Annotated in this window: 30 protein-coding genes; 27 read left to right on the top strand and 3 right to left on the bottom strand. The window is 68.0% G+C overall.

Translation table 11 applies throughout. The annotated features are described in order from the left end of the window. The first annotated feature begins 5 nt into the window (after positions 1-5). The 23 genes from OIC96_RS18855 (at position 6) to OIC96_RS18745 (ending at position 18,921) form a co-directional block, all read left to right on the top strand. On the top strand, positions 6-191 hold the full coding sequence (locus tag OIC96_RS18855; protein ID WP_003948630.1) for a type Z 30S ribosomal protein S14: 186 nt from the start codon (positions 6-8) through the stop codon (positions 189-191). Positions 192-403: 212 nt separating this feature from the next. After that, a complete protein-coding gene (rpsH, locus tag OIC96_RS18850) occupies positions 404-802 on the top strand; it encodes a 30S ribosomal protein S8 (RefSeq protein WP_190037509.1) in 399 nt (132 codons plus the stop codon). Positions 803-823: 21 nt separating this feature from the next. Beyond that, positions 824-1,363 (top strand): 50S ribosomal protein L6, encoded by a 540-nt coding sequence (gene rplF / locus OIC96_RS18845; protein WP_327431002.1) that lies wholly within the window; start codon positions 824-826, stop codon positions 1,361-1,363. Positions 1,364-1,366: 3 nt separating this feature from the next. Then, positions 1,367-1,750 (top strand): 50S ribosomal protein L18, encoded by a 384-nt coding sequence (gene rplR / locus OIC96_RS18840; protein ID WP_327431003.1) that lies wholly within the window; start codon positions 1,367-1,369, stop codon positions 1,748-1,750. 40 nt (positions 1,751-1,790) lie between these two features. Beyond that, positions 1,791-2,393 (top strand): 30S ribosomal protein S5, encoded by a 603-nt coding sequence (gene rpsE / locus OIC96_RS18835; RefSeq protein WP_055513610.1) that lies wholly within the window; start codon positions 1,791-1,793, stop codon positions 2,391-2,393. A 2-nt stretch (positions 2,394-2,395) separates the two neighbouring features. Next, a complete protein-coding gene (gene rpmD, locus OIC96_RS18830; RefSeq protein ID WP_030788246.1) occupies positions 2,396-2,578 on the top strand; it encodes a 50S ribosomal protein L30 in 183 nt (60 codons plus the stop codon). A gap of 2 nt (positions 2,579-2,580) precedes the next feature. After that, complete coding sequence (gene rplO, locus OIC96_RS18825) at positions 2,581-3,036, top strand: 50S ribosomal protein L15 (protein WP_266519687.1); 456 nt, start codon at positions 2,581-2,583, stop codon at positions 3,034-3,036. A 241-nt stretch (positions 3,037-3,277) separates the two neighbouring features. Next, positions 3,278-4,594, top strand: coding sequence for a preprotein translocase subunit SecY (secY, locus tag OIC96_RS18820; protein WP_330306717.1), 1,317 nt, complete (start codon positions 3,278-3,280; stop codon positions 4,592-4,594). Next, positions 4,594-5,250: an adenylate kinase gene (locus OIC96_RS18815; protein WP_330306718.1), complete on the top strand. Its 657-nt coding sequence runs from the start codon at positions 4,594-4,596 to the stop codon at positions 5,248-5,250. The genes secY and OIC96_RS18815 overlap by 1 nt, the downstream gene beginning before the upstream one ends. Before the next feature lie 245 nt (positions 5,251-5,495). Next, positions 5,496-6,332 (top strand): type I methionyl aminopeptidase, encoded by an 837-nt coding sequence (gene map, locus OIC96_RS18810; RefSeq protein ID WP_330306719.1) that lies wholly within the window; start codon positions 5,496-5,498, stop codon positions 6,330-6,332. A gap of 141 nt (positions 6,333-6,473) precedes the next feature. Continuing rightward, positions 6,474-6,695 carry a translation initiation factor IF-1 gene (gene infA, locus OIC96_RS18805; RefSeq protein ID WP_003948620.1) on the top strand — a complete coding sequence of 74 codons (222 nt, stop codon included), beginning with the start codon at positions 6,474-6,476 and terminating at the stop codon, positions 6,693-6,695. Positions 6,696-6,765: 70 nt separating this feature from the next. Continuing rightward, positions 6,766-6,879 (top strand): 50S ribosomal protein L36, encoded by a 114-nt coding sequence (gene rpmJ / locus OIC96_RS18800; RefSeq protein WP_003998809.1) that lies wholly within the window; start codon positions 6,766-6,768, stop codon positions 6,877-6,879. A gap of 210 nt (positions 6,880-7,089) precedes the next feature. Continuing rightward, positions 7,090-7,470: a 30S ribosomal protein S13 gene (gene rpsM, locus OIC96_RS18795; RefSeq protein WP_037626962.1), complete on the top strand. Its 381-nt coding sequence runs from the start codon at positions 7,090-7,092 to the stop codon at positions 7,468-7,470. Between the two features lie 69 nt (positions 7,471-7,539). Continuing rightward, the gene (gene rpsK / locus OIC96_RS18790) at positions 7,540-7,944 is read left to right on the top strand and encodes a 30S ribosomal protein S11 (protein WP_003956432.1); all 405 of its coding nucleotides are present in this window, start codon (positions 7,540-7,542) and stop codon (positions 7,942-7,944) included. Between the two features lie 129 nt (positions 7,945-8,073). Next, positions 8,074-9,096 (top strand): DNA-directed RNA polymerase subunit alpha, encoded by a 1,023-nt coding sequence (locus OIC96_RS18785; protein ID WP_003966937.1) that lies wholly within the window; start codon positions 8,074-8,076, stop codon positions 9,094-9,096. 162 nt (positions 9,097-9,258) lie between these two features. Then, positions 9,259-9,771, top strand: a complete 513-nt coding sequence (rplQ, locus tag OIC96_RS18780; RefSeq protein WP_330306720.1) for a 50S ribosomal protein L17 — start codon at positions 9,259-9,261, stop codon at positions 9,769-9,771. Between the two features lie 95 nt (positions 9,772-9,866). Beyond that, positions 9,867-10,733 (top strand): tRNA pseudouridine(38-40) synthase TruA, encoded by an 867-nt coding sequence (gene truA, locus OIC96_RS18775; RefSeq protein WP_330306721.1) that lies wholly within the window; start codon positions 9,867-9,869, stop codon positions 10,731-10,733. A 198-nt stretch (positions 10,734-10,931) separates the two neighbouring features. Further along, the gene (locus OIC96_RS18770) at positions 10,932-12,566 is read left to right on the top strand and encodes a glycosyltransferase family 2 protein (RefSeq protein ID WP_406501983.1); all 1,635 of its coding nucleotides are present in this window, start codon (positions 10,932-10,934) and stop codon (positions 12,564-12,566) included. Further along, complete coding sequence (locus OIC96_RS18765) at positions 12,563-13,573, top strand: glycoside hydrolase family 26 protein (RefSeq protein WP_330306722.1); 1,011 nt, start codon at positions 12,563-12,565, stop codon at positions 13,571-13,573. The genes OIC96_RS18770 and OIC96_RS18765 overlap by 4 nt, the downstream gene beginning before the upstream one ends. Next, complete coding sequence (locus OIC96_RS18760) at positions 13,570-15,267, top strand: hypothetical protein (protein WP_330306723.1); 1,698 nt, start codon at positions 13,570-13,572, stop codon at positions 15,265-15,267. The genes OIC96_RS18765 and OIC96_RS18760 overlap by 4 nt, the downstream gene beginning before the upstream one ends. Further along, positions 15,264-16,793 (top strand): glycosyltransferase family 39 protein, encoded by a 1,530-nt coding sequence (locus OIC96_RS18755; protein ID WP_330306724.1) that lies wholly within the window; start codon positions 15,264-15,266, stop codon positions 16,791-16,793. Before OIC96_RS18760 ends, OIC96_RS18755 begins: the two co-directional genes overlap by 4 nt. Before the next feature lie 38 nt (positions 16,794-16,831). Next, complete coding sequence (locus OIC96_RS18750; protein ID WP_330306725.1) at positions 16,832-18,172, top strand: UDP-glucose dehydrogenase family protein; 1,341 nt, start codon at positions 16,832-16,834, stop codon at positions 18,170-18,172. Next, positions 18,169-18,921, top strand: a complete 753-nt coding sequence (locus OIC96_RS18745; RefSeq protein ID WP_330306726.1) for a polyprenol monophosphomannose synthase — start codon at positions 18,169-18,171, stop codon at positions 18,919-18,921. Before OIC96_RS18750 ends, OIC96_RS18745 begins: the two co-directional genes overlap by 4 nt. Positions 18,922-18,982: 61 nt before the next feature. On the opposite strand, the gene OIC96_RS18740 is transcribed toward OIC96_RS18745, so the two are convergent. Continuing rightward, positions 18,983-19,870, bottom strand: a complete 888-nt coding sequence (locus OIC96_RS18740) for a hypothetical protein (RefSeq protein ID WP_330306727.1) — start codon at positions 19,868-19,870, stop codon at positions 18,983-18,985. Between the two features lie 74 nt (positions 19,871-19,944). On the opposite strand from OIC96_RS18740, the gene OIC96_RS18735 reads away from it, so the two are divergent. From OIC96_RS18735 to glmM, 4 genes are all read left to right on the top strand, one after another. After that, positions 19,945-21,156 carry a glycosyltransferase family 87 protein gene (locus OIC96_RS18735; RefSeq protein WP_330306728.1) on the top strand — a complete coding sequence of 404 codons (1,212 nt, stop codon included), beginning with the start codon at positions 19,945-19,947 and terminating at the stop codon, positions 21,154-21,156. Between the two features lie 185 nt (positions 21,157-21,341). Beyond that, positions 21,342-21,785, top strand: a complete 444-nt coding sequence (gene rplM / locus OIC96_RS18730; protein ID WP_319206688.1) for a 50S ribosomal protein L13 — start codon at positions 21,342-21,344, stop codon at positions 21,783-21,785. 44 nt (positions 21,786-21,829) lie between these two features. Further along, complete coding sequence (gene rpsI / locus OIC96_RS18725) at positions 21,830-22,357, top strand: 30S ribosomal protein S9 (protein WP_327431018.1); 528 nt, start codon at positions 21,830-21,832, stop codon at positions 22,355-22,357. A 180-nt stretch (positions 22,358-22,537) separates the two neighbouring features. Beyond that, positions 22,538-23,896 (top strand): phosphoglucosamine mutase, encoded by a 1,359-nt coding sequence (gene glmM / locus OIC96_RS18720; protein ID WP_330306729.1) that lies wholly within the window; start codon positions 22,538-22,540, stop codon positions 23,894-23,896. Between the two features lie 239 nt (positions 23,897-24,135). On the opposite strand, the gene OIC96_RS18715 is transcribed toward glmM, so the two are convergent. Together OIC96_RS18715 and coaA are read right to left on the bottom strand one after the other, a co-directional pair. Next, positions 24,136-25,071, bottom strand: coding sequence for a DUF389 domain-containing protein (locus OIC96_RS18715; RefSeq protein ID WP_330306730.1), 936 nt, complete (start codon positions 25,069-25,071; stop codon positions 24,136-24,138). Positions 25,072-25,094: 23 nt separating this feature from the next. Further along, positions 25,095-26,084, bottom strand: a complete 990-nt coding sequence (gene coaA, locus OIC96_RS18710; RefSeq protein ID WP_327431021.1) for a type I pantothenate kinase — start codon at positions 26,082-26,084, stop codon at positions 25,095-25,097. Positions 26,085-26,157 lie beyond the last annotated feature (73 nt).

The following is a 26,157-nucleotide window of genomic DNA, read 5'->3' as shown; positions in this document are numbered from 1 at the left end:
GCGAGATGGCGAAGAAGGCTCTGATTGCCAAGGCTGCTCGTAAGCCCAAGTTCGGCGTTCGTGGCTACACGCGCTGCCAGCGCTGCGGCCGTCCGCACTCCGTGTACCGCAAGTTCGGCCTGTGCCGCGTCTGCCTTCGTGAGATGGCTCACCGTGGCGAGCTGCCGGGCGTGACCAAGAGCTCCTGGTAGTCCCCGCTTTTCAGGGATTCCAGGGCTCTCGGTAAGCAAAGGGTTCGGTCAGGTGCCCTGCTCTCCATGGCTTAGGCTAGGAGGGTTGGGCGCCTGCCGCCCCAATCGACTTACTACGCCGTAGGTCCCCGCACCGCACCCGTCCCGCCACTGAGTGGGGAGAGGGATGGCGCATACAGGAAACCCCGGCGAGAGAGGCCGAAGGCCAATTCATGACCATGACTGATCCGATCGCAGACATGCTTACGCGTCTGCGTAACGCGAACTCGGCGTACCACGACACCGTGGGAATGCCGCACAGCAAGATCAAGTCGCACATCGCGGAGATCCTCCAGCAGGAGGGCTTCATCACGGGCTGGAAGGTCGAGGACGCCGAGGTTGGCAAGAACCTCGTCCTCGAGCTGAAGTTCGGCCCGAACCGTGAGCGCTCCATCGCGGGCATCAAGCGGATCTCCAAGCCCGGTCTCCGGGTTTACGCGAAGTCCACCTCCCTGCCCAAGGTGCTGGGCGGCCTCGGCGTGGCGATCATCTCCACGTCGCACGGTCTCCTCACCGACAAGCAGGCCGGCAAGAAGGGCGTAGGCGGAGAAGTTCTCGCCTACGTCTGGTAGCGGAAGGGAACGGAAGAAGCTATGTCGCGTATTGGCAAGCTCCCCATCACGGTTCCCGCCGGCGTGGACGTCACCATCGACGGCCGTACGGTCTCGGTGAAGGGCCCCAAGGGCACCCTCTCCCACACCGTCGCGGCGCCGATCGAGGTCGCCAAGGGTGAGGACGGCGTTCTGAACGTCACCCGCCCGAACGACGAGCGTCAGAACAAGGCCCTGCACGGCCTGTCCCGCACGCTGGTGGCGAACATGATCACCGGCGTGACCCAGGGTTACGTGAAGAAGCTCGAGATCAGCGGTGTCGGTTACCGCGTCCTGGCGAAGGGCTCCAACCTGGAGTTCTCGCTCGGCTACAGCCACTCGATCACTGTCGAGGCCCCCGAGGGGATCTCCTTCAAGGTCGAGAACCCGACGCGGTTCTCGGTCGAGGGCATCGACAAGCAGAAGGTCGGAGAGGTTGCGGCCAACATCCGCAAGCTGCGCAAGCCCGACCCGTACAAGGCCAAGGGCGTCAAGTACGAAGGCGAAGTCATCCGCCGCAAGGTCGGAAAGGCGGGTAAGTAAGCCATGGCATACGGTGTCAAGATTGCTAAGGGCGACGCTTACAAGCGTGCTGCCATCAAGCGTCGTCACATCCGGATCCGTAAGCACATCTCGGGTACGGCTGAGCGTCCGCGCCTGGTCGTGACGCGCTCGAACCGCCACATCGTGGCCCAGGTCATCGACGACGTTAAGGGTCACACCCTGGCGTCGGCGTCGACCCTGGACACGACGGTCCGCGGTAGCGAGGGCGACAAGTCCGCGCAGGCCAAGTCGGTCGGCGCCCTGGTCGCCGAGCGCGCCAAGGCCGCCGGTGTCGAGGCTGTCGTATTCGACCGTGGTGGCAACCAGTACGCCGGGCGCATCGCCGCCCTGGCGGACGCCGCCCGCGAAGCCGGACTCAAGTTCTGAGCCGCTTCCGTAGCTAGCGGAAACAGAGAGAGGTAATCCAATGGCTGGACCCCAGCGCCGTGGAAGCGGTGCCGGTGGCGGCGAGCGGCGGGACCGGAAGGGCCGTGACGGCGGCGCTGCTGCCGAGAAGACCGCGTATGTTGAGCGCGTTGTCGCGATCAACCGCGTCGCCAAGGTTGTAAAGGGTGGTCGTCGCTTCAGCTTCACCGCGCTGGTCGTGGTGGGCGACGGTGACGGCACCGTGGGTGTCGGTTACGGCAAGGCCAAGGAGGTGCCGGCCGCCATCGCCAAGGGTGTTGAGGAGGCCAAGAAGCACTTCTTCAAGGTCCCCCGTATCCAGGGCACCATCCCGCACCCGATCACGGGCGAGAAGGCCGCGGGCGTCGTCCTGCTCAAGCCTGCTTCCCCCGGTACCGGCGTTATCGCCGGTGGCCCGGTGCGTGCGGTGCTCGAGTGCGCCGGCGTTCACGACATCCTGTCGAAGTCGCTCGGCTCGTCCAACGCGATCAACATCGTGCACGCGACCGTGGCGGCCCTCAAGGGCCTGCAGCGTCCCGAGGAGATCGCGGCTCGCCGTGGTCTGCCCCTCGAGGACGTCGCCCCCGCGGCTCTGCTGCGTGCGCGTGCGGGAGCGGGTGCGTAATCATGGCTCAGCTCAAGATCACGCAGACGAAGTCGTACATCGGCAGCAAGCAGAACCACCGCGACACCCTGCGTTCGCTCGGGCTCAAGCGCCTGAACGACGTGGTCGTCAAGGAGGACCGCCCCGAGTTCCGCGGAATGGTGCACACCGTCCGCCACCTCGTGACGGTTGAGGAGGTCGACTGATCATGGCGGAGAACAACCCGCTCAAGATCCACAACCTCCGTCCCGCCCCGGGCGCCAAGACCGCGAAGACCCGTGTGGGTCGCGGTGAGGCGTCGAAGGGTAAGACGGCCGGTCGTGGTACCAAGGGCACGAAGGCTCGTTACCAGGTTCCGGAGCGCTTCGAGGGTGGCCAGATGCCCCTCCACATGCGTCTCCCGAAGCTCAAGGGCTTCAAGAACCCCTTCAAGGTCGAGTTCCAGGTCGTGAACCTGGACAAGCTCGCCTCGCTGTACCCCGAGGGTGGCGAGGTCACCGTTGAGGGCCTGGTCGCCAAGGGCGCCGTTCGCAAGAACAGCCTCGTCAAGGTCCTCGGCCAGGGCGAGATCTCCGTGGCGCTGCAGGTGACGGTCGACGCCGTCTCCGGCTCCGCCAAGGAGAAGATCACCGCCGCCGGCGGTACCGTCACCGAGCTCGTCTGATTTCAGACGTCTCGATGACATGAGCGATCCCGACCGGGGATGCCCCACAAAAGGGGCATCCCCGGTTGGTCGTTCCAAGGGGGGCAGTGTCGCCGGTAAGGTGGCCTGCACTGCAAATTTTCGTCCAGGGTGACCCAAGGGAACTCCGGGCGGCCTTTGACTGTTGGTTAGCTGTCCCTTATCCGTCGAACCTCAAGACCGTCACCTCTGACGCAGTAGCGCGGGGGTCGCAGGAGGCACCGTGCTCACCGCGTTCGCCCGGGCGTTCAGGACGCCCGACCTGCGCAAGAAGCTGCTCTTCACGCTCGCCATCATCGTGGTCTACCGGGTCGGTACCCACATTCCGATCCCTGGCGTCGACTACAAGAACGTCCAGACCTGTATCGACGCGGCGTCGAAGGGCAACCAGGGTCTGTTCGGTCTGGTCAACATGTTCAGTGGTGGCGCGCTGCTGCAGATCACGATCTTCGCGCTCGGCATCATGCCGTACATCACGGCGAGCATCATTCTGCAGCTGTTGACCGTGGTGATCCCGCGCCTCGAAGCCCTCAAGAAGGAGGGCCAGGCAGGCACCGCGAAGATCACGCAGTACACGCGTTATCTGACGGTGGCGCTGGCCATCCTCCAGGGCACCGGCCTGGTCGCGACCGCGCGCAGCGGCGCGCTCTTCAGCAGCTGCCCCGTGGGCAACCAGATCGTCCCCGACCAGTCGATCTTCCAGACCATCACCATGGTCGTCACCATGACCGCCGGTACGTGTGTCGTCATGTGGCTCGGCGAGCTCATCACCGACCGCGGCATCGGCAACGGCATGTCGATCCTGATGTTCATCTCGATCGCCGCGACGTTCCCGTCCGCGCTGTGGGCCATCAAGGAGCAGGGTTCGCTGGCCGGCGGCTGGATCGAGTTCGGCGCGACCATCGCCGTCGGTTTCGTCATGGTCGGCCTGGTGGTCTTCGTCGAGCAGGCTCAGCGCCGCATCCCCGTCCAGTACGCGAAGCGCATGATCGGCCGCCGGTCCTACGGCGGTACGTCCACCTACATCCCATTGAAGGTGAATCAGGCGGGTGTGATTCCCGTCATCTTCGCGTCGTCGCTGCTCTACATCCCGGCGTTGATCGCTCAGTTCTCCAAGGACACTTCCGGTTGGAAAACCTGGGTTGAGCAGAATCTGACCAAGAGCAACCACCCGATTTACCTCAGCTTGTACTTTTTGCTGATCGTGTTCTTCGCGTTCTTCTATGTGGCGATCTCCTTCAACCCCGAGGAAGTCGCCGACAACATGAAGAAGTATGGTGGCTTCATCCCGGGTATCCGGGCTGGCCGACCGACCGCTGAGTACCTCAGCTACGTACTCAACCGGATCACCTGGCCGGGTTCGCTGTATCTGGGTCTGATCGCTCTCGTGCCGACGATGGCGTTGGTTGGCTTCGGGGCAAGCCAGAACTTCCCGTTCGGTGGTACCAGCATCCTGATCATCGTGGGTGTCGGTCTGGAGACGGTGAAGCAGATCGAGAGCCAGCTTCAGCAGCGCAATTACGAAGGGTTCCTCCGCTGATGCGAATCGTCCTCGTCGGGCCGCCCGGTGCCGGCAAGGGAACGCAGGCCGCGTTCCTCGCCAAGAACCTGTCGATCCCGCACATCTCCACGGGCGACCTCTTCCGCGCCAACATCAGCCAGCAGACGGAACTCGGCAAACTGGCGAAGTCCTTCATGGACAAGGGCGAGCTGGTGCCGGACGAGGTCACCATCGCGATGGCCAAGGACCGCATGGAGCAGCCCGACGCGGAGCACGGCTTCCTGCTCGACGGCTTCCCGCGCAACGTCTCGCAGGCCGAGGCGCTGGACGAGATGCTCAGCGCCGAGGCCATGAAGCTGGACGGGGTTCTGGACCTGGAGGTCCCCGAGGACGAGGTGGTCAGGCGTATCGCCGGCCGCCGCATCTGCCGCAACGACTCGGCGCACGTCTTCCACGTGACGTACAAGCCGGCCAAGACCGAAGGCGTCTGCGACGTCTGCGGCGGCGAGCTGTACCAGCGGGACGACGACTCCGAGGAAACCGTCCGCACGCGCCTTGAGGTCTACCACACGCAGACCGAGCCGATCATCGACTACTACAAGGCCCAGGGCCTGGTCGTCACGATCCTGGCGCTCGGCAAGGTGGAAGAGGTCACGGCGCGCGCGATGGAGGCGCTGTCCCGCCAGGCCGCGTAGGCGGTCTGACGCAGGTTGTACGTTCCCTCGGCCGCGGTACCCCTTGGTGGGTGCCGCGGCCGAGGTGTGGGGTGGGTGTCGCTCCCGGTTCGTCGTGGGCCCCTTGGCGCCGTCAGCGGCTGTCTGTGCGTGGTGGCTGTCTCCCCTCCGTTTCCGTTGTACGGCGGCCGGGCCGCGGAGCCGGTGCTGTCACCCGTATCGTTGATGTCGTCCGTACTCTCCGGTCCAGAAAGGCCGCAGCCGACATGGTGCAGATCAAGACCCCCGAGCAGATCGCCAAAATGCGCGAGGCGGGGCTGGTCGTCGCTGCCATCCACGCGGCGACGCGTGAGGCGGCCGTGCCGGGGGCGACGACGAAGGATCTGGACGAGGTCGCCCGCAAGGTGCTCGCCGAGCACGGGGCGAAGTCGAACTTCCTGGGGTACGGGGGGTTCCCCGCCACCATCTGCACGTCGGCCAACGAGGTCGTCGTCCATGGCATCCCGGACGAGAAGACCGTTCTGAAGGACGGCGACATCATCTCCATCGACGCCGGCGCGATCGTGGACGGCTGGCACGGTGATGCCGCTTACACCGCGTTCGTGGGCTCCGGTCACGCTCCGGAGCTGATCGAGCTGTCCCGGGTGACCGAAGAGTCGATGTGGGCCGGCATCGCGGCCATGAAGCTCGGCAACCGCCTGGTCGACGTCTCCCGTGCCATCGAGACGTACATCCGCCGCCAGCCGAAGCCCGGTGGCGGCAAGTACGGGATCGTCGAGGACTACGGCGGCCACGGCATCGGCACCGAGATGCACATGGACCCGCATCTGCTGAACTACGTCGAGCGCAAGCGGGGCAAGGGTCCGAAGCTGGTCCCCGGCTTCTGCCTCGCCATCGAGCCGATGGTGTCCCTGGGCACCCCGAAGACCGACGTGCTTGAGGACGACTGGACGGTCATCACGACCGACGGCACCTGGTCCTCGCACTGGGAGCACTCGGTCGCCCTGACGGAGGCGGGCCCGCTCGTCCTGACGGCGCCTGATGGTGGCAAGGCAAAGCTCGCCGAGTACGGGATCACCGCCGCCCCGGATCCGCTCGCTTAATGATCTCCATAGCAGGGCATTCTTTCTCGATTCGTCTTTCCGAGGGCCCTGACGTAGACTGACTCGTCGGCTCTCGTGCACCCGCATGTCTGCATGCGCTCGTGCGAAGTCGATCAAGGTAGTCGATTCGAAGGGCGAAGCGTGGCCAAGAAGCAAGGTGCCATCGAGATCGAGGGCACTGTCGTCGAGTCTCTTCCGAACGCCATGTTCAAGGTTGAGCTCCAGAACGGCCACCAGGTTCTGGCACACATCAGCGGCAAGATGCGTATGCACTACATCCGCATCCTCCCTGACGACCGGGTCGTGGTGGAGCTGTCTCCGTACGACCTGACGCGTGGCCGGATCGTCTACCGGTACAAGTAGATCTTGCCCTTACTCCGTGTTCCCGGTTCCGGGACACGGGGGGTGGCACTGACCCGGAGAACCTCACCTAATGAAGGTCAAGCCGAGCGTCAAGAAGATCTGCGACAAGTGCAGGGTGATCCGCCGTCACGGCCGGGTCATGGTCATTTGCGAAAACCCGCGCCACAAGCAGCGCCAGGGCTGACGCACGACCGCACCTTCTGCACCCGCAGATACTTCGCGCGACGCAAGCAGTACATGTTCATACGCAGAATCCAGGGCTGAGTCTCATCAGGCCTGACACCCCCGGTCGGAGGCCGGGGACCCGGTTCGTACCGAATCTTCCGAAGAGAAGACGACGGCGGGCGGGATCCGGTTCTGCGGAAGACCTCCGAACGACAACTGGAGCCATTGAATGGCACGCGTTTCCGGTGTTGACATCCCGCGCGAAAAGCGTGTGGAGGTCGCCCTCACCTACGTGTTCGGCATCGGCCGGACCCTTTCCCAGCAGACGCTGGCCGAGACCGGCGTGAACCCCAACACGCGCGTTCGTGACCTCTCCGAGGAGGAGCTGGTCAAGATCCGCGAGTACGTGGACGCCAACATCAAGACCGAGGGTGACCTCCGTCGCGAGATCCAGGGCGACATTCGCCGCAAGATCGAGATCGGCTGCTACCAGGGTATTCGCCACCGTCGTGGCCTGCCCGTCCACGGCCAGCGCACCAGCACGAACGCCCGTACCCGCAAGGGCCCGCGTCGCGCCATCGCCGGCAAGAAGAAGCCGGGCAAGAAGTAGTCCTCAGCGGACAACGCTTCATCAGCGGTCTTCGCTGTAGGACCGACCACCTCCCCGTAGGAGTAATAGATGCCCCCCAAGGGTCGTCAGGGCGCTGCCAAGAAGGTGCGCCGCAAGGAAAAGAAGAACGTCGCTCACGGGCACGCTCACATCAAGAGCACGTTCAACAACACGATCGTCTCGATCACGGACCCCTCGGGCAACGTGATCTCCTGGGCCTCCGCCGGCCACGTCGGCTTCAAGGGCTCGCGCAAGTCCACCCCCTTCGCCGCGCAGATGGCCGCCGAGTCGGCCGCCCGCCGCGCGCAGGAGCACGGCATGCGCAAGGTTGACGTCTTCGTCAAGGGTCCCGGCTCCGGCCGTGAGACCGCGATCCGCTCCCTCCAGGCCACGGGCCTCGAGGTCGGTTCGATCCAGGACGTCACCCCCACGCCGCACAACGGCTGCCGTCCGCCCAAGCGCCGTCGCGTCTGACGCACGGCCGCCGGTTGGTGGTTTGAGGTTTTCGGGCGGTACGGCTCCGCAAAGGGGCTGTATCGCCCGTACCCTTGCAGTACTCAAGGGCATCAAATAGTGGGTGTCCATGACTGAAGGATTCACTTCATGCTGATCGCTCAGCGTCCCTCGTTGACCGAAGAGGTCGTCGACGAATTCCGCTCCCGGTTCGTGATCGAGCCGCTGGAGCCGGGCTTCGGCTACACCCTCGGCAACTCCCTGCGTCGTACGCTCCTCTCCTCGATCCCCGGTGCGGCTGTCACCAGCATCCGGATCGACGGCGTTCTGCACGAGTTCACCACCGTGCCGGGCGTCAAGGAGGACGTCACCGACCTGATCCTCAACATCAAGCAGCTGGTCGTCTCCTCGGAGCACGACGAGCCGGTCGTGATGTACCTGCGCAAGCAGGGTCCGGGTCTGGTCACCGCCGCCGACATCGCGCCCCCGGCCGGTGTCGAGGTGCACAACCCCGACCTCGTCCTCGCCACGCTCAACGGCAAGGGCAAGCTGGAGATGGAGCTGACCGTCGAGCGCGGTCGCGGTTACGTCTCCGCCGTTCAGAACAAGCAGGTGGGCCAGGAGATCGGTCGTATCCCGGTCGACTCCATCTACTCGCCCGTTCTGAAGGTCACGTACAAGGTCGAGGCGACCCGTGTCGAGCAGCGCACCGACTTCGACAAGCTGATCGTCGACGTCGAGACCAAGCAGGCCATGCGTCCGCGTGACGCCATGGCTTCCGCGGGCAAGACGCTGGTCGAGCTCTTCGGCCTCGCCCGCGAGCTCAACATCGACGCCGAGGGCATCGACATGGGCCCGTCCCCCACGGACGCCGCCCTCGCCGCTGATCTCGCCCTGCCGATCGAGGAGCTTGAGCTCACCGTTCGGTCGTACAACTGCCTCAAGCGTGAGGGCATCCACTCCGTGGGTGAGCTCGTTGCGCGCTCCGAGGCCGACCTGCTCGACATTCGCAACTTCGGTGCGAAGTCGATCGACGAGGTCAAGGCGAAGCTGGCCGGCATGGGCCTGGCCCTGAAGGACAGCCCGCCCGGATTCGACCCGACCGCCGCCGCCGACGCCTTTGGTGCCGACGACGACGCGGATGCCGGGTTCGTCGAGACCGAGCAGTACTAAGAGCTCGGGTTCGGCTGCCGGATTTCGGCTGCGGGACCGTTGTGGCTGGTCGCGCAGTTCCCCGCGCCCCTTACGGGGCGCGGGTCTCCGACGGGTGATCGCCCGCTCGGACACTGACCTCGGTACCTGATACGGCCGGGGCAGACACCTAGGAGAAACACCATGCCGAAGCCCACCAAGGGTGCCCGTCTGGGCGGCAGCGCCGCGCACGAGAAGCTGCTCCTCGCGAACCTCGCGAAGTCGCTCTTCGAGCACGGCCGCATCACCACCACCGAGGCGAAGGCCCGTCGCCTGCGCCCGTACGCGGAGCGTCTGGTCACCAAGGCGAAGAAGGGTGACCTTCACAACCGCCGTCAGGTGCTCGCGGTGATCACGGACAAGAGCATCGTGCACACGCTCTTCACCGAGATCGGCCCCCGCTACGAGAACCGCCCGGGTGGCTACACCCGTATCACCAAGATCGGTAACCGTCGTGGCGACAACGCGCCCATGGCTGTCATCGAGCTGGTGGAGGCCCTGACCGTGGCCCAGCAGGCCACCGGTGAGGCCGAGGCGGCGACGAAGCGCTCCGCCAAGGACGCCGAGGTCAAGGCTGAGGCTCCGGCCGAGGTCGTCGAGGACGCCAAGGTCGAGGACGCCGCTGAGGCTCCCGCCGAGGAGTCGAAGGACGCCTGAGGCACTGCCTTGCTGTGAGCGGGTCCGTCCCTTCGGGGGCGGGCCCGCTTTCGCGTATCTGAATGAAGTGGTTGCGGTGCTGAGAGGATCTAGGTGTGAGTGACGAAGCACAGCCCGGTTTCGTGCGGGTGCGGATGGATCTGTCGTACGACGGGACCGCGTTCTCCGGGTGGGCCAAGCAGGCCAGCGGGCGCAGGACCGTACAGGGGGAGATCGAGGACGCGCTGCGGACGGTCACCCGGTCGAAGGACACCACGTACGAGCTGACCGTCGCCGGGCGCACCGATGCCGGTGTGCACGCGCGCGGGCAGGTGGCGCATGTCGATCTGCCCGAGGAGCTGTGGGCCGAGCACGAGGAGAAGCTGCTCAAGCGGCTGGCCGGGCGGCTGCCGACGGACGTGCGGATCTGGTCGCTGAGGGAAGCCCCCAGCGGGTTCAACGCGCGGTTCTCCGCGGTCTGGCGGCGGTATGCGTACCGGGTGACGGACAACGCCGGGGGAGTGGATCCGCTGCTGCGCAATCACATCCTCTGGCACGACTGGCCACTTGACGTCGACGCCATGAACGAGGCCGCCCAACGGCTCGTCGGAGAGCACGACTTCGCCGCCTACTGCAAGAAGCGCGAGGGCGCCACGACCATTCGTACGCTCCAGGAGCTGAGCCTGGTGCGGGGTGAGGACGGCATCATCACCGCGACCGTGCGCGCCGATGCCTTCTGCCACAACATGGTGCGGTCGCTGATCGGGGCCCTGCTGTTCGTGGGGGACGGGCACCGTGGGCCGGAGTGGCCGGGCAAGGTGCTGGGCGCGGGCGTACGGGATTCGGCCGTTCACGTCGTACGGCCGCACGGGCTGACGCTGGAGGAAGTCGGCTATCCGGCCGACGAGTTGCTGGCGGCGCGGAACAAGGAGGCGCGGAACAAGCGGACGCTGCCCGGAGTGTCAGGATGTGAAACCTGTTAGTTACCTATAATTTCCACGCAGATTACTCACATGTCGGGACTTACCCGGCGTAAGTCGCTAGTTGACTCTTACATCCTTCTTACCCCTCGGATAGCCTTTCGTCTCTCGGTCTCGCGTTCGATGCGAGGCCGTTCGGGGTGGGGGTAACACGGGCCATCGGCCCGGAGGGTAGGAATGTCATCAACTGACTCTGCCCGCATGTCTGGAGCGGCAGGCGCTGGGGGGCGCAGGGCCGCACGGCACGGAGGACGGCGTGGTGCTGCCGAAGCACCGCTCGGGCTGCTGCCCGCGCCGCCCTCGCATGCGGAGAAGTATTCGTACGTGAAGCGGCGCCTGTGGGTGCTGACGCTGGCGTCGGTCGTCAGCTTCGGTTGCCTGACCGTCAGTCAGGTGGCGCTCACGCAGGCCAGTCCCCTCATGTGGATCTTCGCGCCGCCGCTCGCCTTCACGGTGGTCTATTACCTGGTGTCGCTGAAGGTGAACGGTTTCACCAGGGACTTCGACTTCGCGTACCACCAGGAACTGGTGCGCGGCTGGCGGCCGGCGGTCTACCCGACCGTCGATGTCTTCCTGCCGGTGTGCGGCGAGCCGATCGAGGTGCTGCACAACACCTGGACGCACGTACGGCAGTTGGCCGACCGGTATCCCGGGCGGTGCGTGCCCTTCGTGCTCGACGACGGGGCGAGCCCGGAACTGGCCGCGATGGCCGCCGATTTCGGGTTCCGCTACGGCACTCGGGAGAACCGCGGCTGGTTCAAGAAGGCCGGCAATCTGCACTACGGCTTTGGACAGTCGGACGGCAAGTACATCCTCATCCTCGACGCCGACTTCACGCCGCGCTCCGACCTCCTGGAGGAGCTGCTGCCGTACATGGAGACGGACGAGCGCGTCGGCATCATCCAGTCGCCGCAGTACTTCCGGGTGCTCGACTCGCAGAACTGGATCGAGCGGGGTGCGGGCGCCGTACAGGAGCTCTTCTACCGTTCCGTGCAGGTGTCACGGCAGGGGAGCGACGGTGCGATATGCGTCGGCTCGTGTGCCATCTACCGGCGGGCCGCGCTCGACACCAACGGCGGTACGACGCTGATCGAGCACTCCGAGGACGTGCACACCGGCTTCGACCTGCGCGGACTTGGCTGGGACCTGAAGTACGTGCCCGTCGCGCTGTCGACCGGGGTGTGCCCGGACACGGCCGGGGCTTTCTTCAACCAGCAGTACCGCTGGTGCTCGGGCTCGATGTCGCTGCTCGGCAGCAAGAAGTTCTGGGACGCGCCGATCCGGTTCTCCAGCCGGCTCTGCTACATGTCCGGGTTCTTCTACTACATCCACACCGCGCTGTTCACCTTCGTGGCGCCGCTCGTGCCGATCCTCCTGCTGCTCACCAGCCCCGAGATGCTCCAGGTCAAGCACCTGGTGTGGGTACTGCCCAGCATCGTCTACACGACCATGATCTTCCCGATGTGGCACAAGTCGCCGTACCGGCTCGAGGCCTGGTCGGCGCGGATGATGTACGGCTGGGCGCACGTCTTCGCCATCTGGGACATCCTGCGCAAGCAGCGCATGGGCTGGCAGCCGACCGGGTCCAAGGGCGCGAAGAAGAACAAGACCCGGCGGTTCTGGCTGGGGATGTGGATCTGGAGCGGCGGTACGGCCGTGGTCTGGGTCGGCGCCGCCGTGTACAGGCTGTTCACCGGCTATCCGCCGGACTTCGCCCTCGTCCTGTCCTCCGGGCTGTTCTACGCGCTGGTGGTCGCCCGTGCGCTGATCCAGCCCAAGGAGCATCACACAGAGGCGCAGGCTCCGGAGCTCCAGACCGTAGGTGACACCGCATGATCCGCAAGACCCTGCTCCCGCTGGCCCTGGTGCTCATGGCCCTCGCGGGGGTCTCTGGCTGCGGCCTGCTCGGGGGCGACAGCGACCCCGCGGCCGACGCCGCCCGTGAGCCGTCCGCCGGTGCCTCCTCCGCGGGGGCCGCGGCGCAGCTGCCGTACGACGTGACGCCACTGCTGCACCCGGCCAAGAAGTACTTCGGGGTGGCCGTGGACGGCGCGCCCAGCTCGATGAAGCCCGTGGACGCCTTCGCCAAGACCGTCGGCAAGCAGCCGAACCTGGTCGGGTCGTACTCGTCGTGGGGCGACGGCTTCAACGCCGAGGGTGCGGAGAACGTCTTCGACGACGGCGGGATGCTGTACGTCTCGTGGGAGCCGTTCAAGCCCGGCCTCGCCAAGATCGCGGACGGTTCGCAGGACTCGTACATCAAGAAGTACGCGGCGAGCGTCCGTAAGACGAACGTGCCCGTCGCGATCAGCTTCGGGCACGAGATGAACGGCCACTGGTACCCGTGGGGGACCAAGGACACGACGGCCGCGACCTTTGTGAAGGCCTGGCGGCACATCCACGACCTCTTCCAGGAGGAGGGCGCCACGAACGTGGTCTGGGTGTGGAGCCCCAATGTCGTCAACCCCGTGCCTACCGTGAAGCTCAAGCCGTACTGGCCCGGCGACGCGTACGTCGACTGGATCGGGATCGTCGGCTACTGGACGACGTCCGGTGCCCACACCTTCGACACCCTGTACGGGCCGACGCGGCGCCAGGTGGCGGAGTTCACCGACAAACCGGTGCTGATCAGCGAGACGGCGGCGGAGCCCGGGGAACGGCGGCGCGCCGACGTGCGCGGGCTGCTCGGCGGGGTCGAGGAGAACGACGACGTCATCGGCTTCCTCTGGTTCAACATCCCCAAGCGGGCCGACTGGCGCATCCAGAGCAGCCCGCTCGCCCTGGCCGAGTTCAAGCGCCTCATCGCCGACGACGCCTTCGGATTCGAGGTGCCGCGGTCATGAGTAATGAGCAGCAGCAGGAGTACGAGCGGCAGCAGGAGTACGCACGCCAGCAGTACGAGCAGCAGTACTGGCAGCAGCAGGCCTCGCAGGCCTCGCAGGTCCCGCATGCTCAGGAAGCTCCCGAAGCGTTTCTGCAACATTCGGGTCAGCCGCAGCCGGGCTATCAGCAGCCGACCCAGCCACACTCGGACCAGCCGGGCGCCTGGCAGCAGCAGTACCCCCCGTACAGCACCCCGCCGGCCCCCGCCGACGAACCCGACTCCGACGCCGACTACTACGTCCCGCACTACACGGTCCTCGCACCGGAGCCCGAGCCCGAACCCGGCTATGTGCTGCCCGAGGTCCCCGTCTCCGCCTGGTCGGTCGACAACAGCCGCTCGGCGTGGATCAGCCGCGGTGTGCTGGTGCTGATCCTGCTCGTGCAGGCGGGGCTGTCCTTCCGGCTGGACGGCAGCGCCTTCGCGCAGGAGGCGAAGTTCCTGCTGTCCGACGGTACGTTCACGGGGCCGCTGGCCGACCTCGGACTGACCGGTGTCCGGACGCTGAGCCTGGCTTGGGCGCTGGGCGCGACGGCCCTGCTGTTCGGCGCGACCCGGCTGCTGTTCAACGCGCGGGCCGGTCTCGCGGCCGCCGCGATGTACTCCGTACTGCAGTCGACCGCCTTCACCGGCCGGTACGCCTCGCTGCACTCCCTGTCGCTGTTCCTGCTCGCCGCGGCCCTGTGGCTGCTGTCCAGGACCCGGCAGTCGAGCCCCGCGGCCGTGCTGGTGGCGGCGCCCTTCGCGGCGCTCGCGCCGTTCGCCGCGTACTCGGCGGCGCTGTACCTGCCGTCGCTGACGGTGCTCGCCGTGCTGACCGCCTACCGTTTCCGCGGTGCGGGCGCGTTCGTGCGCGGGGCGCTCTTCGCCGCGGCCACCGGGGTCCTGTGCTTCGTGGGCGTCCAGCTGAACGGCACGCCGAGCGGCTGGAACGCGCACGGCACCGACAGCGCGACGAGCCTGCTCAAGGAGAGCGCCGAGTGGGGCGGGGTCGTCCTGCTGGTGGCCGTGATCGGCGCCGTCGGCTTCGCCCGCCGGGCCCGGATGGGCGAGATGCCCTGGGCCGAGGGCTCCGCGCCGGGCACGGTCCGCCGGTCCGCGCTGGGCCTGACGATGTGCGCCACCGCGCTGCTCGCCCCGCTCTACCAGGCCTACCTGGGCAACGGCAGCTCGCTGCACATCCACGTCGGCTTCGGTCTGCTCTTCGCGGTGCCGATGGCGGGCCTGGGCATCTCCCGGATGATGGGCGCGCACTTCCGCTACCCGCAGATCGGCATCATGCTCTACGTCGCCGCGCTGGTCGTGGGCATGGCGCAGACCCAGGAGCTGTACCGGCCGCCGGACTCGGCCGCCATGATCGGCGCGCTGCGCGAGGTCGCGGACGGCAAGGGCAGCTACCTCACCGACGAGCCCGAGATCTCCGCGTACTACCTGCGCGCGAAGACCGACCCGGGCCAGTGGCACCGGGCCGGGCGCGGGGCCGCGCTGACCTCCGCCCTGAAGAAGGGCTCGTACGACGCGATCGTGCTGCGGGCCGCCTCCGTGCCCGACGCGCTGCGCGGCAACGCGCAGTACCGCCTGCTGGCCGTGCTGCGGCCGGCCGACAAGGACAGCGCCGGCGGGCGGGCGCCGTACCGGATCTGGGTGAAGCGATGACGGCGTACGCACAGGCTCCGCAGGCGGAGCCGGAGGCCACGGAGGGGCGCGCGGCCAGACGCCGTGCCGATCGCGGTGGAAAGGGCACCGCGCTGCTCGTCTTCGCGCTGCCCGCGCTGGTCGCGCTCGCCTGTGTGCTGCCCGGGCTCGGCAAGCGGCAACTGTGGCGCGACGAGCACGCGACCTGGTGGGCGTCCTCGCTGTCGTGGCACTTCCTCGGGCGGCTGATCGACAACATCGACGTCGTCTTCACGCCGTACTACGCGAGCATGCACCTGTGGATCGCGGTGGCCGGTGACTCGCCGGCCGCGCTGCGGCTGCCCGGCGCGCTGGCCATGGGCGTCTCGGCCGGTCTGGTCGGGCTCCTCGGGCGGCGGATGTTCGCCGTGCGGACCGGGCTGCTGGCAGGGCTGCTGTTCGCGGTGGTCCCGGCGATCACCCGGTACGGGCAGGAGGCGCGGCCGTACGCCTTTGCGACGCTCTTCGCCCTGCTCGCCACGCTGCTCCTGCTGCGTGCCCTGGAGAAGCCGAGCCTGCGGGACTGGACGCTGTACGCGCTGGCGATCGCGGCGACCGGATTCGGCCATCTGGTCTCGATGTCCGTGATCGCCGGGCACCTGGGCCTGGTCGTCCTGGCGAAGAAGCGCGGCGACCGGATCGTGCACTACGCCTTCGCGGGCGCGGCGCTGCTCGGTCTGTCCATCACGTTGCCGATGGTGGCGCAGGGGTCCGGGCAGAGCGGGCAGATCGCCTGGAACAACCCCACGACCCAGGACCTGATCGACTTCCCGAAGGATCTGTTCGGTTCGTGGATCACCGGCGGGGCCGTGATGGGCCTCGGTCTGCTCGGGCTGCTGGCGGCCCGCCGTTACGCGCTGCTGCTCGGCACCTGGGCGGTCCTGCCGCCCGTGCTCACCTTCCTGACCGCCGATCAGCTGCACCTGTTCCTGCCGCGCTATCTCCTCTTCACCATCCCGGCGTGGACGCTCCTGGTGGCTGCCGGGGTCACCCGGCTCGCGGGGCGGCTCGACCCCGAGACCCGGCCGGGCGCCGCGGCGAAGGCGGTCGGCGGGCTGCTGGTGGCGGCTGTCGCCGCCGGGTACGCCTTCGTGGCGTGGCCCGCGATCGGTGACGCCAAGAAGGACCTGCCCATGGAGCCGGACTACGCGGCGGCGGCGAACGCGATCGCGTCCGGCGAGAAGACCGGCGACGGAATGATCTTCAACGGCGGGATGTCCGAGCGCCGCGCCATCGCGTACGAACTGCGGGACCGCAAGGCCCCCAAGGACGTGCTCATGGAGTGGACCCCGCAGCAGAACGGCTCGTACGGCGCGAGCGAGTGCAAGCGCCCGTCCCGCTGCCTCAAGGGTGTCGACCGGCTCTGGCTGGTCTCCACGATCAGCGACGGCCGGCCGCTGCTGACCGGCGCGGACAAGAAGAAGACCGCGGCGATCGAGAAGGACTTCAAGGCCACGCGCACGGTGAAGCTGAACCACGTCGTCGTGCAGGTGCTGGAGCGCAAGTAGCGGTGGTCGACAGCATGAAAGGTAAGGAGGCCGCCCGTATGCGGCTCACAGTCATAGGCACCGGCTACCTCGGTGCCACCCACGCCGCCTGTATGGCGGAGCTCGGCCACGACGTGCTCGGGGTCGACGTCGACCCCGACAAGGTGGCCGCGCTGGCCGCCGGGCGGGTGCCGTTCCACGAGCCCGGGCTCGGCGAGCTTGTGCGGAAGCATCTCGCGTCCGGGCGGCTGCGCTTCACGACATCGTGTGAGGAGGCGGCGGCTTTCGGACAGGTGCACTTCGTGTGTGTCGGGACCCCACAGCGCAAGGACTCCGAGGGTGCCGACCTGACGTACGTGGACGCGGCGTTCGCGGCGATCGCCGGGCACGCGGCGGAGGGCGCGCTGCTCGTCGGGAAGTCCACCGTGCCCGTGGGGACCGCCCGGCGGCTCGCGGACGCGCACGCCGTGGAGGTCGCCTGGAACCCGGAGTTCCTGCGCGAGGGCTTCGCCGTCCAGGACACGCTGCGGCCGGACCGGCTGGTGTTCGGGGTCGAGTCGGAGCGGGCGGAAACGATCCTCCGAGAGGTGTACGCCCCCGTCCTCGCCGCCGGGACCCCGCTCGTCACCGCCGACTTCCCGACCGCCGAACTGGTCAAGACGGCGGCCAACGCCTTCCTCGCCACGAAGATCTCGTTCATCAATGCGATGGCGGAGGTGTGCGAGGCGGCGGGCGGTGATGTCTCCGTACTGGCCGAGGCCCTGGGGCACGACGAGCGGATCGGCGGCAAGTTCCTGCGCGCCGGTGTCGGCTTCGGCGGCGGCTGTCTGCCCAAGGACATCCGCGCCTTCGCGCACCGCGCCGACGAACTGGGCGTCTCGCTCGGCTTCCTGCGCGAGGTCGACGCGATCAACATGCGGCGCCGGGACAAGGCGGTCGCGCTGGCCCGCGAGCTGTGCGGAGGCGGGGTGCTGGGCGCGCGGATCGCGGTCCTGGGCGCCGCGTTCAAGCCGGACTCGGACGACATCCGCGACTCGCCCGCACTGAACGTGGCCGCACGGCTGAAACTCGACGGTGCCGACGTCACGGTCTACGACCCCGAGGCGATGGACAACGCCCGCAAGGCGTTCCCGCTCCTCGGGTACGCGGTCTCGGCCGAGGAGGCGCTGCGCGGGGCCGACCTCGTGCTGCATCTGACCGAGTGGTCGCAGTTCCGTGCGCTGGACCCCGGGCGGCTCACTTCGCTGGTCTCCCGTCCGCGGATCGTGGACGGCAGGGGGGTGCTCGACGCGGACCGCTGGACCGCGGCGGGCTGGCAGTTCCGGGCGCTGGGAAAGCCCGCGCCCGCTGGGGAGGGGCCCTTTGGGGAGGGCTCTTTTGGGGAGGGAACACAGAGATGACGGACGAGAGCTACGCCGGGGTGCCGGTCACCGTGGTGATGCCGACGTACAACGAGGCCGCGAATCTGCCCCGGATGGCTGAGGCGGTCCTTCAACTGCCGCTCGCCGGGCTCCACTTGAAGATCGTGGACGACTCCAGTCCGGACGGCACCGGGCGGATCGCCGAGGAGCTCGCCGAGAAGTACAACGCCGACGGACGGCGCCGGATGAGTGTGCTGCACCGGACCGAGAAGGACGGTCTGGGGCGGGCGTACACGGCCGGGATGAGCGCCGCGCTCGACGAGGGCGCCGAGTACGTCGTGCAGATGGACGCCGACGGCAGCCACCCCGTGGACGCCGTGCCCCGGATGCTCGGCACCGCCGTGGCCACCCGCGTGGGGCTCGTCATCGGCAGCCGGTACGTCGAGGGCGGCTCGCTCGACGAGGACTGGGGCGCGCACCGGGTGCTGCTCTCGCGCTTCGCGAACGGGTACGCGCGCGCCGTGCTCGGCACCAAGATCCGGGACATCACCGCCGGGTTCAACCTGTGGTCGGCGGCGACCCTGCGCGATGTCGACCTGGCCACGCTGGACAGCGCGGGCTACAGCTTTCAGGTCGAACTCAAGTACAAGGCCGTACGCGCCGGACACAGCGCGGTGGAGATCCCGATCCGCTTCGAGGAGCGGACCGAGGGAGTCTCCAAGATGACACTGCGTACGCAGCTGGAGTCGGCGGTGGTGCCGATCCGGCTGCGGCTGAAGCACAAGTAGCGGGGGTCTTCGCGCAGGTGGCGGCCGGCTGTGCGTCGGCCGCCCCCGCGGGCGCCACCTGCTACTCGTTGGCCGCCGCCGACGCCTGGGCCTCGCCTCGCCGGCGGATCTGCCGGAAGGCGAACTCGGCGAGGTCGTCGCCGGTCGTGAAGACCTTGGTGTCCTTGGTCGTCACGTCCTTGCCGTTGGTGAAACCGGCGAGCGTGAAGTAGGCGTAGCGGCCATAGGAGTTGGTGGTCGAGCGGCAGACCGCCGCGTCGCAGAAGGACTTGACGCCGTTGCCGGACAGCGAGTTGATGATGCTCTTCTTGTCCGCGTCGCCCTTGGCCTTGGTCGCCTGGGCCTCGGTGTCGAAGACGGCCACGCCGACCGTCACCGCGACGCCGTCCCTGGTGTAGGTGACGCGCAGGACGCGCGTGCAGTTGTTCTTGGTGAGGACCCGGGGCAGGGTGCCCTTCGCGGCCGACTTGCAGCTCTTCGTGTCGGCCGTCGGGCCCTTGCGGTAGACGCGGTCACCCATCGTGAGCTGCGTACCGGGGAAGAGGATGTCCGGGCTGAGCGCCGCCGTGTCCTTCTCCGCGCTGGATATGAAGTCCTTGGGATCCAGCGGGGGAGGGGCCGAGGTCGGCGCGAACGACGGGGCCGGAGCGGTGGTCTCGCTCGGGATGGTCGCGGTCGCCGGCAGGTTGGAGGGCTGGTTCGAGGCCGTCGTGTCCCCGTTCGCGGACACGACGGCCACGGCGACGGCCGCGCCGACCGCGACCGTGGCGAGCGCTCCGCCGCCGATGAACAGCACTCTGCGGCGCTTGTTGCGTGACTCGGACGCCTCGGCGAGTGCCGCCCAGTCAGGAGTCCGATCGGCGTTCTGGCCGCCCCACTGAGGCTGCTGAGAACCCGGCTTCCAGGGATCCCACGGGGGCTGCCCCTGCCCACCCTGCCCATAACTCATGCGCCGCATCTTAGACGGGCGTTGGGGGGTGCCGTTCCGCTTCACAGAGCACCTGAGCCCCTAGCGTGACCTGCATGGATACGGATAAAAGCGATATCTCCGGGTGGTTGGTGCGCCGGGCCTCCCGGCACGCGTGGGCGGTGCTGGCCCTGGTGCTGTGCCTGCGGGTGGTGAACGTCGCGCGCGCCAGTTCGGACGGCGGGATGGACAACGCGATCGTCGTCCGGGCGGCCCGGACCTGGCTGGACGGGGGCTCGCCCTACGCCGACCCGCACTTCCTCTATCTGCCCGGCGCGGTGCTCGCGGCCGTCCCGCAGGCGCTGCTGCCGCTGTCCGTACTGCGGGTGCTGGTCCCGCTGACGGTGACCGGGCTGCTGGTGGCGGGCTGGGCCTGCGCGCTCCGGGTCCATGAGATTTCCTGGCGCAGCCGCTTCGCCGTGCTCGGCCTGACCGGGCTCGCGCTCGGCTTCGCACCCTTCGGCCACCTGGTGACGCTCGGCAACTGGACCGTGACGGCGGCGGTCGCGCTGCCGCTGGGGCTGCTGTGCGCGGTGCGCGGGCGCTGGGTCCTGGCGGGGGCGGTGATCGGTACCGCGATCGTCCTGAAGCCGCTGCTCGCACCGATGGCGCTGCTCTTCGTCCTCGCCCGGCGATGGCAGGGGCTGGCCGCCCTGGTGCTGGTCCCGGCGGTGGCCTCCGGCGGGGCGGCCCTGCTGATGCCCGACCCTGCGGGATTCGTCACACGGACGCTGCCGTTCCTGCTGCGGGGACACGACAATTTCGTACGGCTGTACGAGGCATCGCCGGGGGCGGTGCTGACCCGGCTCGGCGTGCCGCAGGGGGCGGCGGCCTCGATCGCCCTCGCGGCCGCCGGCGCGGGGGTCTGGTGCGCGTACCGGCGCTGGAACCGTGCCGATCCCGGGCCGCTGCGGCTCGTCGAGACCGCCGCGACGCTGATGCTCTCGGCGTTCCTGGTGTCCCGGCCGTCGTACGACCACTATCTGCTCGTCGTGCTGCCGCTGCTGCTCGCGGGTGTGCCGCACCCGGGTTCGGTGGCCCGTAGCCCCTGGTTCTGGCTCGCCCTGCTGCCGCAGGTGCCGGGCTTCAGCTGGCCCTGGCTGGAGCCGGTGACGCGCCGGGCCTTCCGGGACTGCCTTACCCTTTGTGTACTGGCCGCCGCGGTGGCGACAGCCCGGCGCCCGGCGCCGGGCGGACCCGCAGCGGTACCCAAGCCAGTCACGGACCGCGAGGCTCGCGTTTTGACCCGTACGGGGCAGCGCGGGTAAGCTCGCAGTTCGTTATGTGTATTGGCTTGCTCATTCTCACGTGAGGGGCCCTTACACCGGTCCACCGGGGCCGATGACCAGCGACCAGCGTGCGGTATGCGTCACCGCCATGCGGTCAGGGCTGTCGTGATCGTCCGTGGTGGCCATGTCAGGACCCACTCACTGAAGAAGCGAAGGCTACGACCGTGCGTACGTTCAGCCCCAAGCCCGGCGACATCACTCGCCAGTGGTACGTCATCGACGCCCAGGATGTCGTCCTGGGTCGTCTCGCGACCACTGCCGCGAACATCCTGCGGGGCAAGCACAAGCCGATTTTTGCCCCCCACGTCGACGCTGGTGACTTCGTCATCATCATCAACGCGGACAAGGTGCACCTGTCCGGCAACAAGAAGACCCAGAAGATGGCTTACCGCCACTCCGGCTACCCGGGTGGTCTGCGCTCCGTCCGTTACGACGAGCTGCTGGCCAAGAACCCCGAGAAGGCCGTCGAGAAGGCCATCAAGGGCATGATCCCCAAGAACACCCTGGGCCGTCAGGTGCTCTCGAAGCTGAAGGTCTACTCGGGCGACCAGCACCCCCACGCTGCCCAGCAGCCGGTGCCGTTCGAGATCACCCAGGTCGCGCAGTAGTTCCGGCCACACCCCCAAAGACAGAAAAGAATCTGAGGAGCATCGTGGCCGAGACCACCGTTGAGCAGCCGGTCGAAGAGACTGAGACCGAGCTTGTCGACATCGAGAGCTACACCAGCGAGTCCGAGGTGCCCGTCGAGGGCGAGTACACCTCTGAGTCGCTCGCGGGCCGCTTCGGTGACCCGCAGCCGGCCGCCGGCCTGGGCCGTCGCAAGAACGCCATCGCCCGCGTCCGGATCGTCCCGGGCACCGGCAAGTGGAAGATCAACGGTCGCACCCTTGAGGACTACTTCCCCAACAAGGTGCACCAGCAGGAAGTCAACGAGCCCTTCAAGGTGCTCGAGCTCGACGGCCGCTACGACGTCATCGCCCGCATCTCGGGTGGCGGCGTCTCCGGTCAGGCCGGTGCCCTGCGCCTCGGCGTGGCCCGCGCCCTGAACGAGGCCGACGTGGACAACAACCGCGGCGCCCTCAAGAAGGCCGGCTTCCTCAAGCGCGACGACCGTGCGGTCGAGCGCAAGAAGGCCGGTCTCAAGAAGGCCCGCAAGGCCCCGCAGTACAGCAAGCGTTAATCTTCGCTGCCTGCTCGTACGCGTAGCAGTACGCGTAGTACGTCCGATCGCCCCGGCGGCACGCCACAGTGCCGCCGGGGCGTTCGTTTATCACTGCCATGGGCGTATAACGGCACAAGGTGCTCAAAGGCTCGTGTGATCGGATGACTTCCGAACTCTGAAGCTTCCTCAGGAGGACAAGTGGGACGACTCTTCGGCACGGACGGCGTGCGCGGTGTCGCCAACGCGGATCTGACGGCCGAGCTCGCGCTCGGACTCTCCGTGGCGGCGGCGCACGTACTGGCCGAGGCGGGCTCGTTCGAGGGCCACCGGCCGGTCGCGGTGGTCGGGCGGGACCCGCGCGCGTCCGGGGAGTTCCTGGAGGCCGCCGTGGTGGCGGGCCTGGCCAGCGCGGGCGTGGACGTCCTGCGGGTCGGTGTGCTGCCCACCCCGGCGGTGGCGTATCTCACCGGCGTGCTCGGCGCCGACCTCGGCGTGATGCTCTCGGCCAGCCACAACGCCATGCCGGACAACGGCGTCAAGTTCCTCGCACGCGGCGGGCACAAGCTCGACGACGAGCTGGAGGAGCGGATCGAGGCCGTCTACGACGAGCACCGCACCGGCGCTCCCTGGGACCGGCCCACCGGCTCGGGCGTCGGGCGCGTGCGCTCCTACGGCGAAGGGTTCGACCAGTACGTCGCCCACCTCATCGGCGTGCTCCCGAACCGTCTCGACGGTCTGAAGATCGTCCTCGACGAGGCGCACGGCGCCGCCGCCCGGGTCTCGCCCGAGGCCTTCTCGCGCGCCGGTGCCGAGATCATCACGATCGGCGCGGAGCCCGACGGCCTGAACATCAACGACGGCTGCGGCTCCACCCACCTCGGCCTTCTGAGGGCCGCCGTCCTCGAACACGGCGCCGACCTCGGCATCGCGCACGACGGCGACGCCGACCGCTGCCTCGCCGTGGACCACACGGGTGCCGAGGTGGACGGTGACCAGATCTTGGCCGTACTCGCGCTGGCGATGCGGGAGCGTTCCGCACTGCGCTCCGACACCGTTGTCGCGACTGTCATGTCCAATCTGGGCTTCAAGCTCGCCATGGAGCGTGAGGGAGTCTCCGTCATCCAGACCGCGGTCGGTGACCGTTACGTCCTGGAGGAGATGAAGGAACACGGCTACGCGCTCGGTGGCGAGCAGTCCGGGCACGTGATCATTCTCGACCACGCCACCACCGGCGACGGCACGCTGACCGGGCTGCTGCTGGCGGCCCGGGTCGCCCAGACCGGGCGTACGCTCCAGGATCTCGCGTCCGTCATGGAGCGGCTGCCGCAGGTGTTGATCAATGTGCCCGACGTCGACAAGTCGCGGGTGGGGACGTCTGCCGAGCTGGCCGCCGCGGTGGCTGACGCGGAGCGGGAGCTTGGGTCTACGGGGCGGGTGTTGTTGCGGTCTTCTGGGACCGAGCCGCTTGTTCGGGTCATGGTCGAGGCTGCGGATATCGACCATGCGCGGTCTGTGGCTGGGCGGTTGGCTGATGCGGTGAAGTCTGCGCTGGGGTAGTGCCGGGGTTGCCGGGTAGGGGTGGGGGGTTCTGTGTGTTGCGGGCTGCGGGAGCGTCGTGGCTTGTCGCGCAGTTCCTCGCGCCCCTGAAAGACTGCGCCGTTCCCCGCGCCCCTAAAGGCTGCGCAGTTCCTCGCGCCCCTAAAAGATTGCGCCGTTCCCCGCGCCCCTAAAGGCTGCGCCGTTCCTCGCGCCCCTAAAAGACTGCGCCGTTCCCCGCGCCCCTAAAGATTGCACCCCTAAAGGGGCACGCTGGTTCGTTGTTTGGCCCAGAACCATTTCTGGAGCAGCAGGGTGAGGGTGCCCGCCAGGACGATGCCGCCCAGGTTGGCCAGGAGTTGCCAAGTGGAGCCCCACATCTGGGAGTAGTCCGTGTAGCTGAGGGCCACGGCGGCGTTTGCGGCGGCTGGGACGGTCGTCACCGAGATCGCCACGCCGATCAGGGCGCCCGACTTCGCGGAGGTGAGGGACAGGGTGCCGGCGATGCCTGCCAGGAAGGCCACGACGAAGGACATCCAGTCGGGCTTCCAGATGAAGGCGGTGTTCGGCCGGGGCGCCTCCACCATGGACTTCTCGAACAGCCCGAGCGCGTCCAGCAGCCAGCTGAAGCCCGCCGTCAGCACCATCGCCACCGCGAAACCGGCGAGCAGCGCCCACAGTGAGCGCCACACCAGGTGCGGGGCCCGCCGCACCAGAGCCGTGGAGATCCCCGCGAGCGGGCCGAACTCCGGGCCCACGGCCATCGCGCCGACGATCAGGATCGCGTTGTCGAGCATCACACCGCAGGCCGCGAGCATCGTCGCGACCGCCAGCAGTGCCACATAGGTGACGCTGAGCGTCGACTCCTCGTGCGAGGCGTCCGCCAAGTGCTCCCACAGCACCGCGTCCGCACCCTCGCCCGGCGCCTCGGCCTCCGCCTTGTCGGCACGCTTCGACAGCGACAGATCGATGTCCTCGACGGCGATCGAACCGGTCTTGTCGAGCTCCAACTCCCTGAGACCACCGATGAGTTCGTCGCCCGCCTCGCGCGCGACGTCACACATCACGACATCCCCGGCCGGGTTGCGGGCCGCGCCCGGCAGGACCACGAGGTGGGTGGTGCCGACCGTCTTCTCGATGAGCCGTACGACGTCATCGGTGCGGTCGGCGGGCGTGATCAGGCGCAGGTGCAGCATGGGCGCAGAATAGTCGTACGGGATTACAGCTTGCGCAGGCTCAGCCGCTGCACCTTGTGGTCCGGGCCCTTGCGCACGACGAGGGTCGCCCGGCCGCGCGTCGGGGCCACGTTCTCCAGCAGGTTCGGCTTGTTGATGGTCCGCCAGGTCGTGCGGGCGTAGTCGAGCGCCTCCTCCTCGGAGACCTGGGTGTACCTGCGGAAGTACGAGTCGGGCTTCTGGAAGGCGGTCGCGCGCAGCTTGCGGAAGCGGTTGAGGTACCAGGCCTCGATGTCCTCGGCGCGGGCGTCGACGTACACGCTGAAGTCGAAGTAGTCCGCGAGGCCGACGCGGGTGCGGCCGTCCTTGCCGGGCAGGGCGGGCTGCAGCACGTTCAGGCCCTCGACGATGAGGATGTCGGGGCGGCGGACCGTGAGCTTCTGGTCGGGCACGATGTCGTAGATGAGGTGCGAGTAGACGGGGGCCGTCACCTCGTCCTTGCCCGCCTTGATGTCGGCGACGAACCGGGTCAGGGCGCGGCGGTCGTACGACTCGGGGAAACCCTTGCGCGACATCAGGCCGCGCGCCTCCAACTCCTTGGTGGGGAGCAGGAAGCCGTCCGTGGTGACCCGCTCGACGCGCGGGTGCTCGGGCCAGCGTGAGAGCAGGGCCTGGAGGAGGCGGGCGACGGTGGACTTGCCGACGGCCACGGACCCGGCGACCCCTATGACGAACGGGGTGCCGGCCTGGGAGCCCTTCTCGCCGAGAAAGGTGTTCAGGGCGCCTCTGAGCCCGTCGGTGGCACCGACGTACAGATTGAGCAGTCTGGACAGTGGCAGATAGATGTCCCGCACCTCGTCGAGGTCGATGACATCGCCCAGACCGCGCAGCTTCTCGACCTCCTCGGCGTTCAGCGGGAGCGGCGTCTTTTCGCGCAGCGCGCTCCACTCGGCACGGGTGAGGTCGACGTAGGGAGTCGCCTCCGGCTTGGGCCGGTGGGCGCTCCGCTGCAACGGGGAGACCGGAGAGATCACAGTCCATTGTTACGGGAGTATGGACGGGATGGGGGGTGGGGTCCGTCACGCGGGGTACTCGGCGTGCTCGGTG

This window comes from Streptomyces sp. NBC_00775, from assembly GCF_036347135.1.
GTDB lineage: Bacteria > Actinomycetota > Actinomycetes > Streptomycetales > Streptomycetaceae > Streptomyces > Streptomyces lutosisoli.
This window is presented reverse-complemented; position numbering and strand designations above follow the sequence as displayed.

Bases quoted from the DNA above. Each gene is read 5' to 3' on its own strand.
- OIC96_RS18855 (WP_003948630.1), top strand. From the start codon at position 6: ATGGCGAAGAAGGCTCTGATTGCCAAGGCTGCTCGTAAGCCCAAGTTC.
- rpsH (WP_190037509.1), top strand. From the start codon at position 404: ATGACCATGACTGATCCGATCGCAGACATGCTTACGCGTCTGCGTAAC.
- rplF (WP_327431002.1), top strand. From the start codon at position 824: ATGTCGCGTATTGGCAAGCTCCCCATCACGGTTCCCGCCGGCGTGGAC.
- rplR (WP_327431003.1), top strand. From the start codon at position 1,367: ATGGCATACGGTGTCAAGATTGCTAAGGGCGACGCTTACAAGCGTGCT.
- rpsE (WP_055513610.1), top strand. From the start codon at position 1,791: ATGGCTGGACCCCAGCGCCGTGGAAGCGGTGCCGGTGGCGGCGAGCGG.
- rpmD (WP_030788246.1), top strand. From the start codon at position 2,396: ATGGCTCAGCTCAAGATCACGCAGACGAAGTCGTACATCGGCAGCAAG.
- rplO (WP_266519687.1), top strand. From the start codon at position 2,581: ATGGCGGAGAACAACCCGCTCAAGATCCACAACCTCCGTCCCGCCCCG.
- OIC96_RS18815 (WP_330306718.1), top strand. From the start codon at position 4,594: ATGCGAATCGTCCTCGTCGGGCCGCCCGGTGCCGGCAAGGGAACGCAG.
- map (WP_330306719.1), top strand. From the start codon at position 5,496: ATGGTGCAGATCAAGACCCCCGAGCAGATCGCCAAAATGCGCGAGGCG.
- rpmJ (WP_003998809.1), top strand. From the start codon at position 6,766: ATGAAGGTCAAGCCGAGCGTCAAGAAGATCTGCGACAAGTGCAGGGTG.
- rpsM (WP_037626962.1), top strand. From the start codon at position 7,090: ATGGCACGCGTTTCCGGTGTTGACATCCCGCGCGAAAAGCGTGTGGAG.
- rpsK (WP_003956432.1), top strand. From the start codon at position 7,540: ATGCCCCCCAAGGGTCGTCAGGGCGCTGCCAAGAAGGTGCGCCGCAAG.
- OIC96_RS18785 (WP_003966937.1), top strand. From the start codon at position 8,074: ATGCTGATCGCTCAGCGTCCCTCGTTGACCGAAGAGGTCGTCGACGAA.
- rplQ (WP_330306720.1), top strand. From the start codon at position 9,259: ATGCCGAAGCCCACCAAGGGTGCCCGTCTGGGCGGCAGCGCCGCGCAC.
- OIC96_RS18770 (WP_406501983.1), top strand. From the start codon at position 10,932: ATGTCTGGAGCGGCAGGCGCTGGGGGGCGCAGGGCCGCACGGCACGGA.
- OIC96_RS18765 (WP_330306722.1), top strand. From the start codon at position 12,563: ATGATCCGCAAGACCCTGCTCCCGCTGGCCCTGGTGCTCATGGCCCTC.
- OIC96_RS18760 (WP_330306723.1), top strand. From the start codon at position 13,570: ATGAGTAATGAGCAGCAGCAGGAGTACGAGCGGCAGCAGGAGTACGCA.
- OIC96_RS18755 (WP_330306724.1), top strand. From the start codon at position 15,264: ATGACGGCGTACGCACAGGCTCCGCAGGCGGAGCCGGAGGCCACGGAG.
- OIC96_RS18750 (WP_330306725.1), top strand. From the start codon at position 16,832: ATGCGGCTCACAGTCATAGGCACCGGCTACCTCGGTGCCACCCACGCC.
- OIC96_RS18745 (WP_330306726.1), top strand. From the start codon at position 18,169: ATGACGGACGAGAGCTACGCCGGGGTGCCGGTCACCGTGGTGATGCCG.
- OIC96_RS18740 (WP_330306727.1), bottom strand. From the start codon at position 19,870: ATGAGTTATGGGCAGGGTGGGCAGGGGCAGCCCCCGTGGGATCCCTGG.
- OIC96_RS18735 (WP_330306728.1), top strand. From the start codon at position 19,945: ATGGATACGGATAAAAGCGATATCTCCGGGTGGTTGGTGCGCCGGGCC.
- OIC96_RS18715 (WP_330306730.1), bottom strand. From the start codon at position 25,071: ATGCTGCACCTGCGCCTGATCACGCCCGCCGACCGCACCGATGACGTC.